Source organism: Alteraurantiacibacter palmitatis (assembly GCF_037154115.1).
Classification (GTDB): Bacteria; Pseudomonadota; Alphaproteobacteria; order Sphingomonadales; family Sphingomonadaceae; genus Alteraurantiacibacter; species Alteraurantiacibacter palmitatis.
The window spans coordinates 275,416-289,724 of record NZ_JBANRO010000003.1 but is presented as its reverse complement, the minus strand read 5'-3'; the positions used below and the strand labels follow the sequence as shown (position 1 = coordinate 289,724).

Annotated in this window: 13 protein-coding genes; 5 read left to right on the top strand and 8 right to left on the bottom strand. The window is 62.0% G+C overall.

Going from position 1 to position 14,309, the window contains the following annotated elements; genetic code table 11:
• Positions 1 to 87: 87 nt before the first annotated feature.
• From WFP44_RS05260 to WFP44_RS05250, 3 genes are all read left to right on the top strand, one after another.
• Complete coding sequence (locus WFP44_RS05260; RefSeq protein ID WP_336925337.1) at positions 88 to 1,686, top strand: RNA-directed DNA polymerase; 1,599 nt, start codon at positions 88 to 90, stop codon at positions 1,684 to 1,686.
• A 73-nt stretch (positions 1,687 to 1,759) separates the two neighbouring features.
• Entirely contained in the window at positions 1,760 to 1,990 is a 231-nt protein-coding gene (locus WFP44_RS05255) for a hypothetical protein (protein WP_336925336.1), read from the top strand.
• A gap of 284 nt (positions 1,991 to 2,274) precedes the next feature.
• Positions 2,275 to 2,889 carry a hypothetical protein gene (locus WFP44_RS05250; RefSeq protein ID WP_336925335.1) on the top strand — a complete coding sequence of 205 codons (615 nt, stop codon included), beginning with the start codon at positions 2,275 to 2,277 and terminating at the stop codon, positions 2,887 to 2,889.
• A 169-nt stretch (positions 2,890 to 3,058) separates the two neighbouring features.
• Here the strand turns inward: WFP44_RS05250 and WFP44_RS05245 are convergent, their stop codons facing one another.
• From WFP44_RS05245 to WFP44_RS05215, 7 genes are all read right to left on the bottom strand, one after another.
• Positions 3,059 to 3,646: a septal ring lytic transglycosylase RlpA family protein gene (locus tag WFP44_RS05245; RefSeq protein ID WP_336925334.1), complete on the bottom strand. Its 588-nt coding sequence runs from the start codon at positions 3,644 to 3,646 to the stop codon at positions 3,059 to 3,061.
• A gap of 712 nt (positions 3,647 to 4,358) precedes the next feature.
• Complete coding sequence (locus WFP44_RS05240) at positions 4,359 to 5,579, bottom strand: argininosuccinate synthase (RefSeq protein WP_336925333.1); 1,221 nt, start codon at positions 5,577 to 5,579, stop codon at positions 4,359 to 4,361.
• Between the two features lie 69 nt (positions 5,580 to 5,648).
• On the bottom strand, positions 5,649 to 6,905 hold the full coding sequence (locus tag WFP44_RS05235; protein ID WP_336925332.1) for a cyclopropane-fatty-acyl-phospholipid synthase family protein: 1,257 nt from the start codon (positions 6,903 to 6,905) through the stop codon (positions 5,649 to 5,651).
• 51 nt (positions 6,906 to 6,956) lie between these two features.
• On the bottom strand, positions 6,957 to 8,165 hold the full coding sequence (locus tag WFP44_RS05230) for a PQQ-dependent sugar dehydrogenase (RefSeq protein ID WP_336925331.1): 1,209 nt from the start codon (positions 8,163 to 8,165) through the stop codon (positions 6,957 to 6,959).
• A gap of 6 nt (positions 8,166 to 8,171) precedes the next feature.
• On the bottom strand, positions 8,172 to 9,494 hold the full coding sequence (locus WFP44_RS05225; protein ID WP_336925329.1) for a cyclopropane-fatty-acyl-phospholipid synthase family protein: 1,323 nt from the start codon (positions 9,492 to 9,494) through the stop codon (positions 8,172 to 8,174).
• Positions 9,495 to 9,586: 92 nt separating this feature from the next.
• The gene (locus WFP44_RS05220; RefSeq protein WP_336925328.1) at positions 9,587 to 10,330 is read right to left on the bottom strand and encodes a molybdopterin-dependent oxidoreductase; all 744 of its coding nucleotides are present in this window, start codon (positions 10,328 to 10,330) and stop codon (positions 9,587 to 9,589) included.
• Positions 10,317 to 11,069 (bottom strand): cytochrome b/b6 domain-containing protein, encoded by a 753-nt coding sequence (locus WFP44_RS05215; RefSeq protein WP_336925326.1) that lies wholly within the window; start codon positions 11,067 to 11,069, stop codon positions 10,317 to 10,319. The genes WFP44_RS05220 and WFP44_RS05215 overlap by 14 nt, the downstream gene beginning before the upstream one ends.
• A gap of 121 nt (positions 11,070 to 11,190) precedes the next feature.
• On the opposite strand from WFP44_RS05215, the gene WFP44_RS05210 reads away from it, so the two are divergent.
• On the top strand, positions 11,191 to 12,081 hold the full coding sequence (locus WFP44_RS05210) for a LysR family transcriptional regulator (RefSeq protein WP_336925324.1): 891 nt from the start codon (positions 11,191 to 11,193) through the stop codon (positions 12,079 to 12,081).
• Between the two features lie 11 nt (positions 12,082 to 12,092).
• Here WFP44_RS05210 and WFP44_RS05205 read toward each other — a convergent pair whose 3' ends face one another.
• The gene (locus WFP44_RS05205) at positions 12,093 to 12,872 is read right to left on the bottom strand and encodes an SDR family oxidoreductase (RefSeq protein ID WP_336925322.1); all 780 of its coding nucleotides are present in this window, start codon (positions 12,870 to 12,872) and stop codon (positions 12,093 to 12,095) included.
• A 166-nt stretch (positions 12,873 to 13,038) separates the two neighbouring features.
• Between WFP44_RS05205 and WFP44_RS05200 the strand changes: the two genes are divergently transcribed.
• On the top strand, positions 13,039 to 14,304 hold the full coding sequence (locus WFP44_RS05200) for a PQQ-dependent sugar dehydrogenase (RefSeq protein ID WP_336925320.1): 1,266 nt from the start codon (positions 13,039 to 13,041) through the stop codon (positions 14,302 to 14,304).
• Positions 14,305 to 14,309 lie beyond the last annotated feature (5 nt).

Below are 14,309 nucleotides of genomic sequence, written 5' to 3'. Positions count from 1 at the left end.
ACGAAGCGATAACTTCCTCGCTGCCATCAAGCTCTTCTGCACACGCCTATGGATCGCCGCTAATGAGTCTACGCCCTAAGATTAACAATGGAAAAGTCTAAAGGACTTTGCCGGCAGATTGCTCTTCCCGATCCCTCAGATGCGCTCATTTTACAAATCTTGTCCAATGCGTTGTGGCGGGAGGTTTCTAAGCACGCGCCCTCGCAAACCGCATTTTATGCGCCACAAGATCAGCCTTTCGCTAAAGTGAATGTCGAAGATGAAGAAGATCAATGGGGGTATGGCCCGATAGAGTCCTGGCTAGACTTTCAGAAAGAAATATTGAAATTTTCTCAAAATAGAAAATTTATTGTAGTAACCGATATTGCAAATTATTATGATTTCATAATACATCAATTCTTGAGATCAATACTTTCTGACTACGGACTTGAGAAAGAGTATTCGTTAGATTTATTGTTATTTATTTTAGATGCGATGCTGTGGCGTCCTGATTACATGCCAAATTTCGGTATCGGTCTTCCGCAGATGGATTTTGATGCCCCGCGCTTGTTGGCGCACACCCACCTTTTCGAGATTGATGCCCTGTTCAGTGTTGATCCAGATGCGGATTATGCTCGCTACATGGATGATATTGATTTTGGAGTTGATAGCATCGCAAAAGCAAAAAGCGTTTTGCGGGACCTTGATTTGTCTCTTCAAACTCGAAATTTAAGGGTAAATAGCGGAAAGACAAAGATACTTACAGCAAGTGAAGCTGAGAAGCATTTCAAAATTTTAGAAAATGCCTTCATTGAAAAGATTTCAGTCAGACTGAAAAAGAAATATTTTCTTCAATATTGGGAAAATATTTATGGGCGAATGTCCATTTGGTTATTGAGATCAAATCGTGGTCGAGATGCTTTTAAGGATGGGAACGGTCCGAAGCTAATCAAAAGGTTGCTGGCAATTGCTAAAAATACAAGGACGCCGATTCCGGATGATATTTTCTTTTGGCTTCTTTCGGATCAGCCGGGTCTGCGAAAGGAGCTATTCGCAGCTTGGTCAAAATCGGGTGTAACTAAGAATCAAATAGACCGATTAATTGATTTCTTTCGGAGTGGAGAAGCTGTTGACGACATGGTGTATATTTTATCTATGGTCGCAATGTCTCAAACTCGATTTTCGAGGAAGTTCAAGAACTCCCAATTTTCGGCGCTAAGATTAGCTTTAAAGGGTAACGAGCCTTCCATGACCTACAGTAGACTGCTCATGGTAAGTCGTTTTGATAACTTTTCGCTTTTGTGGAGCGAGGTAAAGAGTACTTTAGGCGTGTGGTCTAGACACAAATTTCTATCCCGGCAAGTAGCTGGTTTTTCACCTTTATTCTATGGGACTTCGCTTTGGAGTGAATTTTCAGCCTTAATTCGGCGGTGGTCGGGTGATGAAGGTATGTCTGTATTTGAATTTCATGATGGGTTGCGTACTGATCCAAAGAGATACAAGGCTGTAAAGGCTTTCCTTAAAGCCGGTAACTCGTCTTCAGGGACAGAAATTTCCCATGCGAAAGCCTTGATGATTTTATCTGTCGTACAAAATGATGATTTGAAGAAACTTGATCGGGCGCAGCTTGTCGCGCAACATCCAACGATGATGTCGGACGCATACTACCAGCCTTTGTTTTCGCGTGCGCTTAGTAATATGAAATAGATCCCCCTTTCCTACACCCCCCGATCCGTGCCTCCCTCCATGCCCCCCAAGGCTTGCGAAAGGCTGATCCTCCATGTCCCTTCTTCCCCGCGCCGCGTCGTCGGTGTTTCTCTCGCCCACCAGCGAGCGCGACCGGCAGGCGCATGAGCGGTCGTGGCTGCGCCATGTTGTCGACCATCTGCCGCCGCCGCCTCCCGAAGCCGAGGCGCTGAGGGCGCGGCATCGCGCGAATGAGATGGCGGTGCTGGGCTATTGCTCCTTCGATCTGCTGGAGGAACTGCCCGAGCGGCCGCGTTGGCGGTGAGGGGTGGGGCTTTGCCTCTGCGCGCCAACCCCGGCGCTTCGCCATTCCCACCCCCGACCCCTCCCGTAAACGGGAGGGGGACTGTGTTGCGCTTGCTTCTCCCCTCCCGTAAGCGGGAGGGGTTAGGGGGGGGGCGCGTCACAGCGCTGAGGATGGGCGCGTCATAGCGCATCGATTCCGGCCCAACGTCTCTGTGTCTCTGTGCCTCTGTGCGCGCCATTCCGCCCATCCCCCGCACTAAAACCCCCACATCCCACGAAAGGCCCCCCATGCCTGAAGACCCCATGCCCGACACCACCGATCCCTCCCACGCCGCGAAACTCCCCGCCAGAACTCGCCCCGTGCGCCGCAATGAGTGGACGCGCGGCAAGATGGTGGAGTTCCTGCGCGAGCTGGCCGCCACCCAATCCGTCGCCCATGCCGCACGCGCGGTGGGGATGAGCCGGGCGAGCGCCTATGCGCTTCGCAACCGGATGAAGAAGACGCCGTTCGATCTGGGGTGGGAAGTCGCGCTGGAAATGGGCTTTGGCCAGCTGGCCCATGCCTTGATGGACCGCGCGATCAACGGGGTGGAGGAGCAGCGCTTCTACCATGGCGAGCTGGTGGGCACGGTGCGCCGCTATGACAACCGCCTGGCGCAATGGGTGCTGGCCAATCCGTGGCGCGTGGGGCGCAGCCAGATGGCGCGCGAATATTCCTCCGACGCATTCGAGCGGCTGCTGGAGCGGATCGAGAGCGCCAGTCTCAACTGGGAAGCCGACGAGCCGGTGCCGGGGCGCAGCGTCGATCTGTTCGAGGATCCGGAGGTTGCGAGCGAGGAGGAGGCGCGCTTTGCCCGCAGCGAAAGCTGGTATGCCGCCCAAGTGGAGGAGGAGGCCAAGCGCGGGAGGCGCGCATGATTGTTGCGCGGGGTTGAAAGACAATTTTGTTTATTCTGTGTGTCGTTAGTGCGCGGCTTGGCTAAAAAGCGGCGCCGGATCAGTTGGTTAGAGCTTGTTGCGAAGTGGACGCAGAGTCCAGCGTGCCAAGCCCAAGTTGGATTTGCGGCCTTGGCAGGGGGAAGGGCGATCAGCCCTCCAGCAGCTCCAGCTCGACCCGGCCATGGCCGGCCCGGACAAGGCCCAGCTCCTCGGCGGCGGCGCGGCTGACATCGATCAGGCGGCCATGGCTGAACGGCCCGCGATCGGTGATGCGCACGACGACCGATGCGCCGTTAGCCGGGTTGGTGACGCGCACAAGGCTGCCAAAGGGCAAGGTGCGGTGCGCGGCGGTCAGTGCGCGGTTGTCGAACCGCTCCCCGCTGGCGGTGCGCTGGCCGTTGAACCGGTCGGCATAGAAGCTGGCAATGCCAGAACCGAGCGGGGTGCCCAGCGGAGTGGCGGCGGGAGCAGAAGGTGCCTCGGCAAGGGGTTCAATCGGCTGTGGCAGGGCAAGCGCGGCCTGTTCGGCCAGGGCCTCGGCGGAAGGCTGGAAGGTCGGGCCGCTCACCGCCGTGGTCGCGGGGATGGCAACGGCGCTGGCGGCCACACTGTCCTGTGCGGTCTGTGCCCGGCCGGCATCGGCCAGCGTCAGGCCCAGCACCGCGCTGGCGGCAAGGGCAAGGGCGATGCGCGGCACCGCGCGGCCACTGGCAAAGGAGGGTTTGAGGCCCGTCATGGGGGAAGCGTTTAGGCGGCAGAGGCATGGGAAGCCATAAGGCGCGCCTCATTCTGCCCCTTTCCCGCCACAATTGGCCGCATTCCGGCGGAGAATCGGGGGCGGGAAGGCAACCGGAACGGAAATGGGGCCGGCATTGCTGCCGACCCCACTCTCACCGGCGTGTGGGCCTCGCTGCTGCGAAACACTTCACGCCCGGCCTGTCGCGGTATGGCAAGCCATTCCGCATCATCGCCCGGCGCTCGCGCCGGTGCCGGATCGCCTTCGGGGCCGGGCATGGTCGGCGGACCTGTCCCTTGCCTAGTCGGGCATCCGCGACTGGTGCCTTGCCGCTTTGCATCCCTCGCCGGGCCTTCACCTTGCGGTGGTGGCGTTGGCGCCGTTTGCAGGAGCAGCAGGTCTCCGGTCGTTACCAAGGTGAAGCGCGCTGCCGGCCTTGCAGAATGGCGGGTTATCCCTTTCGGGTATGTCCCTCTGTCCTACAGGCGGTGCAATGTGCTTTGCCCTTGTCTCGCAAGCTTAAGCGGTTTGCGGTCCCTTTTGATTGCCGGGGCAATCTTTCGGTCGGCGTCCCGTCTTGGCTTTCGATAAGGAAGAAATGCGCCTGACGCCTGAGTCCCGCAATATGGGGGTGGCGGACTTATCCACTTTTGCAAAAATAGCCAGTGGACAAGGGTGGATAAGTCAACGCTTCACCGCAAGGCCGCGCCGGTCAGCGCTTGCGGTCTCGGCTGGCGAGCAGGCGCAGGCGGAGCGCGTTCAGCTTGATGAAGCCGGCGGCGTCCTTCTGGTCATAGGCGCCGGCATCGTCCTCGAACGTGACGTGCGCTTCGGAATAGAGCGAATGGGGCGACTTGCGGCCAACCACGGATGCGAGGCCCTTGTAGAGCTTGAGGCGGACGGTGCCGGTGACCTTGGCCTGGCTGTGGTCGATGGCGGCCTGCAGCATCTCGCGCTCCGGGCTGAACCAGAAGCCGTTGTAGATGAGCTCGGCATAGCGCGGCATCAGCTCGTCCTTGAGGTGGCTGGCGCCGCGATCCAGCGTGATCTGTTCAATGCCGCGATGGGCACGGGCGTAGATCTCACCGCCGGGGGTCTCGTACATCCCGCGGCTCTTCATGCCGACGAAGCGGTTCTCGACAAGGTCAAGCCGGCCAATCCCATGCTTGCGGCCGAGTTCGTTGAGCGCGGCAAGCAGGGTCGCCGGGCTCATCGCCTCACCATTGAGAGCCACGCCGTCGCCGCGTTCGAAGTCGATGGTGATGTATTCGGGCTGGTCTGGCGCGTCCTCCGGATTGACCGTGCGCGAATAGACATAGTCCGGTGTCTCTTCCCACGGGTCTTCCAGCACCTTGCCTTCGGACGAGGTGTGCAGCAGGTTCGCGTCGGTCGAGAAGGGGCTTTCGCCGCGCTTGTCCTTGGGCACCATGATCTGATGCGCTTCGGCCCAGGCGATCAGCGCGGTGCGGCTGGTCAGATCCCATTCGCGCCACGGGGCGATCACTTTGATATCGGGATCAAGCGCATAGGCCGAAAGCTCGAACCGCACCTGATCATTGCCTTTGCCGGTCGCGCCGTGGGCGATGGCGTCGGCACCGGTTGCGTGGGCGATCTCCACCAGACGCTTGGAGATCAGCGGGCGGGCGATACTGGTGCCCAGCAGGTAATCCCCTTCATACCGGGCATTGGCGCGCATCATCGGGAAGACGAAGTCGCGGACGAACTCCTCGCGCAGGTCTTCAATGAAGATGTGCTCGTCCGGAATACCCATGGCGCGGGCCTTGGTGCGGGCGGGCTCGATCTCCTCACCCTGGCCCAGATCGGCGGTGAAGGTGACGACTTCCAGCCCGCGTTCCACCGAGAGCCACTTGGCGATGACGCTGGTGTCGAGGCCGCCGGAATAGGCAAGGACAACACGCTTGATATCGGACATGGAATCGCTCCGCAGAATGGTCGCGGCGCGCCTATCAGGCGACGGGGCGGGCCGCAACGCTGTTGCTGCTCAAGGCTGCCCCAGCAGCTTCGCCTCGGCCTGTTCGATATAGCCTCGCGTCAGCGGCAGAGCGTGGCGGCTGCGAACATACTGGATCTGGTAATTGCACATCGCCCCGCTTTCAAAACTCGTCGCCGCGCCCGCCAGATAGAAGGTCCACAACCGATAGAACCGCTCGTCCATCAGCGCGACGATCTCGTCGCGGTGCGCCAAGGTGCGGGAATACCAGTGGCGGATCGTGCGGGCGTAATGCAGCCGAAGCGTCTCCACATCGGCCGCGATCAGGCGCACCTTCTCGCTCGCCGCCAGCGTTTCGGACAGCGCCGGGATATAGCCGCCGGGGAATATCCACTTGTCGGTAAAGGCATCGGTGCGCCCCGGCCCGCCCATCCGGCCGATCGTATGGAGCAGCATCACGCCGTCATCCTTCAGCAGCGTGGCGCAGGCGCGGAAGAACGTCTCGAACTGCGGCACGCCGACGTGCTCGAACATTCCGACCGAGACGATCCGGTCAAACTGCAATCCGCGGGCGGCCAGATCGCGGTAATCGACCAGCTCGAACGTCACCCTGTCCGCCACGCCTGCCGCCTCGGCCCGCGTCCGGGCCAGCGCGAGCTGTTCCTGCGACAGCGTGATGCCATGCACGGTCACTCCTGCACGCGCGGCAAGGAAGATCGCCATCCCACCCCAGCCGCAGCCAATGTCGAGCACACGGAGCCCCGGCTCCAGCTTCAGCTTGGCCGCGATATGCGCCAGCTTGGCCTCCTGCGCCTGCTCCAGCGTCATGTCCTCACGCGGGAAATAGGCGCAGGAATACTGCATATGATCGGTATCGAGCATCAGGCGGTAGAGCTCGTTGCCGATATCGTAGTGATGCGCGACATTGCGGCGCGAGGAGCCGGGCTTGTTCACCGCGCGGATCGCTGCCTTCACCTTGCCCGTCACCGCGCGCAAGGGACTGGGCGGGGCGAGGCGGCCCTTCTTCTCCCACGGATTGTTCGCCCGCACGAGGGCGAGGAAGTCCATGATATCGCCGCCTTCCACAGTGAAGCGGCCATCCATGAAGGCTTCCCCCAGACCAAGCCGCGGATCGAGCAGCACATCGCGCGCCACTTTCGCATCGGCAAAGCGCAGGGCCAGATCGGGGAAGCCGGGGGTGGGTGTGCCGTGGATGGTGCTGGTGCCGCTGGCATGGTGGAGGGTAAGCGTGCCCCTCGTGAGAAGGCGGGCGACCAGCTTGTCGAGCAGTTTTTCGGACAGAGTCATCTAAATACGCTTAAGCAGCCATCGCCGGTGTGGAAAGAGCAAAGCGCCGGATCACCCCGCCACCCGCAATACTGCCATTGCCGGGCCATCGGTCAGCACATAGATCAGCCCGTCTGGCCCCTGCGCCACATCGCGCACGCGCTGGCGCAAGTCTCCAAGAAGCGTTTCACGGCGCAATTCCTGCCACTGCGCATTGAACACCAGGCGCTCCAGCCCGCCGGTGCCACCCACATTGCCGCGCCTGCCGCTGCCAATGAACACGCTGCCCTTCCACGCGGGAAAGGCATTTCCTGTATAGTGCAGCAGGCCCGATGGCGCGATGGAGGGGAGCCAGGCGACCAGCGGGTCTGTCATGCCGTCGGCCTGCCATCGTGCATCGGGAAGGGCCGTCCCATCGTAATTGCGACCCAGACTTACCAGCGGCCAGCCGTAATTCGCGCCTGCGGTTACGCGATTCAGCTCGTCCCCGCCATTTGGCCCGTGTTCGGCGCTGAACACCTCGCCCGTGGACAGCACCATCAGTCCGTGCTGATCGCGGTGCCCCAGCGAGTAGATCGCCGGATGCGCGCCCGGCTGCCCGGCAAACGGATTGTCTCCCGGCACCGATCCATCGGCATGGAGGCGCAGCACCTTGCCATAAGGACTGGCCATATCCTGCCCTTCCGCCCCAAATGGCGCGCTGGTGGTGGCAAGGAGCGTCCCATCCGGCGCAAAGGCGATGCGTGTGCCGCCGGCATAGCCCGCCTCCTCCACCGCAAACACGGTTTCTACGCCGGAAAGTCGCCCTCCTTCCAATCGCCCGCGCATGATCGAAAAGCGGCCCTGATTGGGCGGCTCGCCATCACTGCGGGGGACGGGTATGTTCCATGTCCAGTAGACCAGACGGTTCTGTGCAAAATCCGGGTGCAGGGCCACATCGTGAAGGCCGAAACTGCCCTGCGTGGTGCCGGGTTGCGGCATCCCTTCGATCGGTTGCGGATCAAGCTGCGGCTGGTTGGAGGTGGCGGCGCGGATCAGGCGCAGATGGCCGCTGCGTTCCGCCACCAGCAGATCGCCATCGGGAAGGAAGGCGAATGCGAACGGCCGGGCAAAGCCGCGTACCACCACCTGCACGGTGATCTGCGGCACCTCCGCCGTGGCGAAGACATAGGGCGCATCCGACAGCGGCGGCACGGGGATGCCGGGGGGCGGGGTCTGCGCGCTTGCGGGGAGGGCGATCAGGGCAATGGCCGCCAGTGCCGCGATCCTTCCCCGGCCCACGCGCCGTTACTCCGCCGCCTGTTTCAATGCCGGATCGAGGTGCCAGACCGGCGGCTCCTCCGCGGCGCGCAGCCGGGCGCTCTCCTCATACACATATTCGCCCGTCATCGGGATCGCGGCGCGGTCCTTCACATACTGGATCTGCCAGTTGACCAGCGTGCCGTTGCGGAAAGACTGTTCCGCCCCCGCCAGATAGAACAGCCACATCTTGTAGAACTGTTCGTCATACATTTGCGTGATTTCCGCGCGGTGCATCACGGTGCGCTTGTACCATTCCTCCAGCGTGTAGGAATAATGGAAGCGCATCGCCTCCACGTCCATCACCTGCCAGCCATAACGTTCGGACTGGGTGACGAGTTCGGACAAAGCGGGGATATAGCCGCCGGGGAAGATGTATTTGCGCGTCCAGGCATCGGTAAAGCCCGGCGGGCCGGCGCGCCCGCAGCAATGGCTGAACATCACGCCATCGGGCGCGAGCAGCTTGTTGGTGTGTTCGAAGAACTGCGGGTAATGCGGCGTGCCAACGTGTTCGAGCAGGCCGACCGAACTGATGCGGTCAAATGTGCCTTCGACATCGCGGTAATCCATCAGCGCGAACTTGACCTTGTCGTCCACCCCGGCGGCCTTGGCGCGCTCCTTGCAGAAGGCGATCTGATCGGGCGCCAGCGCCACGCCCAGCACTTCGCAGCCGTAATGCTTGTTGAGGTAAAGCGCGAAGCCACCCCAGCCGCAGCCGATATCCAGCACGCGCATCGGGCGATCCATTTCGCGTGCCTTCTGCATATACAGCTTGGCTGCCATATGCGCCTTCTTGTCGCGCTGGGCCTGTTCCAAACTGGTCTTGGAAGGGTCCGCATCGCGGTAATAGGCCATGGTATATTGCCGGTCCTCATCCAGGAACAGCTCATACAGGCGGCGAGTCAGGTTGTAGGTATGCTCGGCGTTCTTGCGCGCCTTGCCTTTCAGATTGATCGAGTCCGCCTTGGCCGCCAGCTTCTGGATCAGCCGTTTGACCGGCCCCTGCGGTTGCAGCGCGCGGTCGCCATGCGCCTTGGACTGGGCGGTGACGAACAGGATCATGTCGCGGATATCGTGCGGCGGCTCCACTTCCAGCCAGCCCCACATGAAAGCCTCGCCCGCGCCGACTTGCGGATAGCGGGCGATATGGCCCGCCGCCTTGCTGTTGGTCAGGCGGATGCGAATGGGCGCGTCGCCGCTCTCAGCCGTGCCGCCGCCCGGGCCGTATTGGTAGACCTTGCCATCATGGTCGGTGATGATCAGCTGTCCTGCGCGGATCAGCTTGCGCAGCATCTTGTCCAAAAGCCACATGGCTGGCCCCGTCTCCCTCCTGTTGGTTCCGGGGCAAGGTTTGCAGGCTGATGGGGGTGTGTCAATGCGTGCAGGGACGTGGCAGGTGCCAGTCAGATGCCGGCATACCATTGGTAGCCGTTGTGATCTTCCCAATAGCCGCCCTTGCCAAGCCCGATGCCGTCAAGGCTGGTGACCAGTTCGATACCCGTCAGATATTTGGGATGCTTGTAACCCAGCTGCCGCTCGATCCGCATCCGCAGCGGCGCCCCATTGCGTTCCGGCAGCGGCTCGCCGTTCAGCAGATGCGCGATGATCGTTTGCGGATGCAGCGCATCATCCATGTCGCAGCTTTCGTAATAGGGGCCGCTGCGCAAGCTATCGGCGCAGCGGAACACCACGAAGCGCGCTTCGGGCTTCACGCCTGCCATGGCGAGCACGGCGGAAAGCTGCGGCCCGGTCCATTCGCCGATCGCGCTCCACCCCTCCACGCAATCGTGCCGGGTGATCTGCGTGCGCTGGGGGAGGCTGCGCAGATCGTCGAGCGAGAGCGACAGCGGCGTTTCCACCAGCCCGCCAACCGCCACGCGCCAATCGGCAAAGCCGGCCTCGCGTGCGGCGTTGTATTCGGGCGTGCCGACTTCGGTTGTGCCGTTGCCGCGGAAGAAAGGGCTGACATCGGCGCTTGTATATTCAGGCGCCATAGTGATGCGGCCCATGCCCAGCGCGCGGTGGATGCCGCGGTGCCAGCTTTCCGCGCCATCCACCAGTGCGCCAAACACCTGACTTTCACCGACCTTGTTGCAGCCGGCAAGGAAAGCCGCGCCCGCTGCTGCCAGGAAATTACGCCGCCGCATCTTCGCGCCCTCCCGTGATCATGTCGCGCAATTGCTTCGCAGGGCCGGACAGCAGCACAAGTGCCAGATGCAGTAGCAGGAACGCCATCAATGCCCACGCACAGAGGAAATGAATCGAACGCGCGCTCTGCCGCCCGCCGAAGATGTCGAGCAGCCACGGCGCGGCCGCGTTCATGCCGGGGCTGATCGCCATGCCGGTGAAGATCATCAGCGGCAGCAGCAGGAAGATGACCTTGGAATAGGCGACCTTCTGCAGGAAATTGAACTTGGACCCGGCATGATCGAATTGCAGGCGCAGATGGGCGCGGATATCGGCCCAGATATGCGCCGGCCTCCATTCCGCCGCCCGCGTGAACAGGTCGCGCACGAAATGCCCGTTCGCCAGCGACACGATCATGAAAAGCGTGATGTTGAGCGCGAACACCCAGGCAAACAGCACGTGCCAATCGCGTGCGATGGCAAGGCTGTAATAATCGGGGATCGTCATCCAGCCCGGAAAGCGTGGCACCGCCAACCATGCCTGATCGGGCGAAAAGCCCCAGTCGCCCCAATAGAGATAGCGGTGCGCGTTGGAGATGTTCAGGCCTGACATGAACAGGATCACCACGCTGGCAAGGTTCACCCAGTGCCAGATGCGCGTAGCAAGCGCGTGCCGCTTGCGCGTTTTCCGGACGGTCGAGGAAAATTCCTCTTCGGAAACAGCAGCTTGATCTCGAATTGCAGATGCGTCCGTGGCCATTTCAACCCCTTCTGGCCCTTTCAGCGGCAGCCCGATAGCGGCACGCCCCGCCAACTATACTTATTCATGCCTCGAAGATAAGCTGGCAAATGCGAATATAACCTATTCAAAGGGCGCATGAATGATCGCCGAATGGATGCAGACCTTTGTCGCCGTGGCCGAAGCCGGCAGCTTCTCCGCTGCAGCCACCGGCCAGGGCGTGACGCAATCCACCGTGTCTAAGCAGGTGGCTGCGCTCGAAAGCCATCTGGAAGCCCGCCTTTTCCAGCGCACCACCCGCTCGTTGGCGCTGACAGAGGAGGGGCAGCGATTCTACGATGCCGCCAAACAGGCGCTGGCGGCGATTGACGAGGCCAAGGCCCGGATCAGCGCTGCACCGCAGGCCAAGGGGCTGGTGCGCGTAACCTGTCCGCAATCGCTGGCTGAACGAAAGGTGGCGGCTATGGTCAAGCAGTTCCTCGATTGCCACCCCGGTATTGCGGTCGAACTGGTGATTTCCGACCGCGCGCTCAATCTGGTTTCCGACAATCTGGATATGGCCATCCGTGTGGGGCAATTGGTGGATTCGCAGTTGATCGCGCGGCGTATCGGCGTGGCGCGGCGGATGCTGGCAGCATCGCCCGAATATCTGGCGCGTGCGGGGGTGCCTGTTATCCCGGCTGACCTGAAAGATCATGATTGCGTGCTGTTTTCGCTGCTGGGCGCAGGCAACGAATGGCGCTTCACCGGCGGGCGCAGCGTTCGCGTGAACGGGCGCCTGCGGGCCAATTGCCCCAGCACGCTGCGCGCCGCCGCGCTGGCGGGGGCGGATATTGTGCAAAGCGCACGTTGGCTGTTCGAGGATGATCTGGCGACGGGTCGCCTGCTGCCGGTCCTGCCCGATTTCGAGCCTGAGCCCATGCCGATCCACGCGGTGCTTCCCAGCGGCCACCATATTTCGGCCCGCACGCGGATATTTCTGGATTTCCTCGCCGAGTGTTTCGCGCAGGACCCGCTGTGTCGGCCCGATTGAGCGAGAGCTGTTCAGCCTCGGCCTGCATCCGGTGAGCGGGCAAGATAAAGCACATCGCGCGGCTGCGACAAAAGGTGCTGGCCCGAATCGATGTAGAGCGCCTGTCCGCTGGCGAGCGGGGCAGTGGCGAGGAACAGCGCGGCATCGGCGACCTCGTCCGCCCCGGTGCGGCGGGCAAGCGGGTTCATGCGATGCGAAATCTCGGCCTCTGCATCGGTCTGGTCATGGCTGGGCAGGATCGCGCCGGGAGCGAGGCGGTAGACCCTGTCCGCGCCCTTGCAGGTCATTGCCAGCATCACGGCTGCCGCATCCACCGCGTGCTTGCTCATCGTGTAGCTGAAGAAATCGGGATTGGGATTGCGCAGCTTCTGGTCGGTCAGCTGGATCACCCGGCGTCCGGCTGCCGATCGGGCGCGTGCCAGAAAGGCCTGCGCCATGCGCACGGGGGCAACGGCGTTGACGCGGGTGGCGGCGGCATTCACCAGCGGGTCGAGCGCGTCGAACCGGTCTTCGGCAAAGGTGGAGGCATTGTTCACCAGCACCCGCCAATCGGGCAGGCGCGTGGCGAGCTGCTCCACCATGGCAATGGCGGCATCGCTGTCTGAGAGGTCGCACTGCACCGTCTCGGCCGAAGGAAGCGAGCGGGCGAGGGATTCGGCGGCTGCACCCGAGGCGCGGTAATGCACCACCACGTGCCAACCCGCCCTGCCATAACCGCGCGCGATGGCGGCCCCTAATCGCTGCGCACCGCCGGTGACGAGAACCGCTTTATTGATGTGATCCAGAGACATAGGGCTTCCCGTCTTAGCCTCCAGCAATGACCCGGCGACAGTTCCAGCAAATTTCGGACAAAGTCATTGTGCGATGACTGACCCGGCAATAGGATAAGGCAAAAGCATGGCATCGCCATACAGCCTTTGTGTCGCGGCGCTGCTTTCGGGAGGAAGGGACTACATCATGAAGCTTTTGCCGTGGGTGTCCGCTGTGGCGGCGCTGGCCTTGTGCACTCTTTCCACTGCCGGCCCGGCATTGGCGCAAAGCACGGCCCCTGCGCCGCCTACCCGCCCGGCCATGGCGCCGCCGTTTCAAGGCGGGCCGCTCGCCGCGGGGCCGTGGGATATGGCCACGCAACACGGGCCAATCCGCGCCGAAGTGGTGGCGCGCGGCCTTGCCAATCCCTGGGGCTTCGTGTTCACGCCGGAAGGGGCAATGCTGGTGACCGAACGGCCCGGCCGCCTGCGCGTGATCCGCAATGGCGTGCTCGATCCCAATCCGATTGCAGGCTTGCCGGCGATGTACACGCTGGGCATTGCAGGGCTGAATGACATTGCGCTGCACCCCGATTTTGCCAGCAACCGTTTGATATATTTTGCCTATTCGGGCAATAATCCCGCAAATGAGAACGAGCAGGCGCTGATGGTCGCCCGTGCGCGCTGGGATGGCGGGCCGAGCCTGACGGGCTGGGAAGTCATTTTCACCGCCGCCCCGTGGTATGGCGCGATGACGCAGCCGGAACGCTGCTGCGGTCAGGGCCCCGCTTTTGGCAGTTTTGGCGGGCGCATCCTGTTCGACGCCGATGGATACCTGTTCGTCACCAGCGGCGATCGCAATTACGGCGAGATGGTTGCCGATCCTTCCAACCATTTTGGCAAGATCCTGCGCCTGAACGATGATGGCAGCGTGCCGCCGGGCAATCCGTGGGTGGGGCGCGAAGGGCACGCGCCCGAAGTCTGGTCCACCGGCCACCGCAACCCGCTGGGCCTCACCATCAACCCCTTTACCGGCGAGCTGTGGGAAAGCGAGTTTGGCCCGCGCGGCGGGGACGAAGTCAACCGCATCATGCGCGGGGGCGATTACGGCTGGATGGGCGTCACGCAAGGCTTCCATTACAACGGGCAGCAGCAGGAAGCGGTGCGCGGCATGGCGGGCAAGGTTGATCCGGTGCTGAACTTCGGCCCGCCTTCGCTCAATCCCGGCAATCTGTCTTTCTACAGCGGGAACCTGTTTCCCGAATGGCGCGGCGACCTGTTCCTTGCCAGCTTCACCCAAGGCGTGCTGCGGTATGAAACCGATGCGACCGGGCACCCGATCGGCCGACCCGAACATCTGTTGCGGCAACTGGGCCAGCGCTGGCGCGATGTGCGCACCGGGCCGGACGGTGCGCTCTATCTGCTGACTGATCAGGCCGATGGCGCGGTGATCCGGGTGACGCCCGGGGGCTGAAGCAA

What these genes read in the sequence shown, in the direction of transcription:
- WFP44_RS05260 (WP_336925337.1), top strand. Translation starts at nt 88, where the DNA reads ATGGAAAAGTCTAAAGGACTTTGCCGGCAGATTGCTCTTCCCGATCCC.
- WFP44_RS05255 (WP_336925336.1), top strand. Translation starts at nt 1,760, where the DNA reads ATGTCCCTTCTTCCCCGCGCCGCGTCGTCGGTGTTTCTCTCGCCCACC.
- WFP44_RS05250 (WP_336925335.1), top strand. Translation starts at nt 2,275, where the DNA reads ATGCCCGACACCACCGATCCCTCCCACGCCGCGAAACTCCCCGCCAGA.
- WFP44_RS05245 (WP_336925334.1), bottom strand. Translation starts at nt 3,646, where the DNA reads ATGACGGGCCTCAAACCCTCCTTTGCCAGTGGCCGCGCGGTGCCGCGC.
- WFP44_RS05240 (WP_336925333.1), bottom strand. Translation starts at nt 5,579, where the DNA reads ATGTCCGATATCAAGCGTGTTGTCCTTGCCTATTCCGGCGGCCTCGAC.
- WFP44_RS05235 (WP_336925332.1), bottom strand. Translation starts at nt 6,905, where the DNA reads ATGACTCTGTCCGAAAAACTGCTCGACAAGCTGGTCGCCCGCCTTCTC.
- WFP44_RS05225 (WP_336925329.1), bottom strand. Translation starts at nt 9,494, where the DNA reads ATGTGGCTTTTGGACAAGATGCTGCGCAAGCTGATCCGCGCAGGACAG.
- WFP44_RS05220 (WP_336925328.1), bottom strand. Translation starts at nt 10,330, where the DNA reads ATGCGGCGGCGTAATTTCCTGGCAGCAGCGGGCGCGGCTTTCCTTGCC.
- WFP44_RS05215 (WP_336925326.1), bottom strand. Translation starts at nt 11,069, where the DNA reads ATGGCCACGGACGCATCTGCAATTCGAGATCAAGCTGCTGTTTCCGAA.
- WFP44_RS05210 (WP_336925324.1), top strand. Translation starts at nt 11,191, where the DNA reads ATGATCGCCGAATGGATGCAGACCTTTGTCGCCGTGGCCGAAGCCGGC.
- WFP44_RS05205 (WP_336925322.1), bottom strand. Translation starts at nt 12,872, where the DNA reads ATGTCTCTGGATCACATCAATAAAGCGGTTCTCGTCACCGGCGGTGCG.
- WFP44_RS05200 (WP_336925320.1), top strand. Translation starts at nt 13,039, where the DNA reads ATGAAGCTTTTGCCGTGGGTGTCCGCTGTGGCGGCGCTGGCCTTGTGC.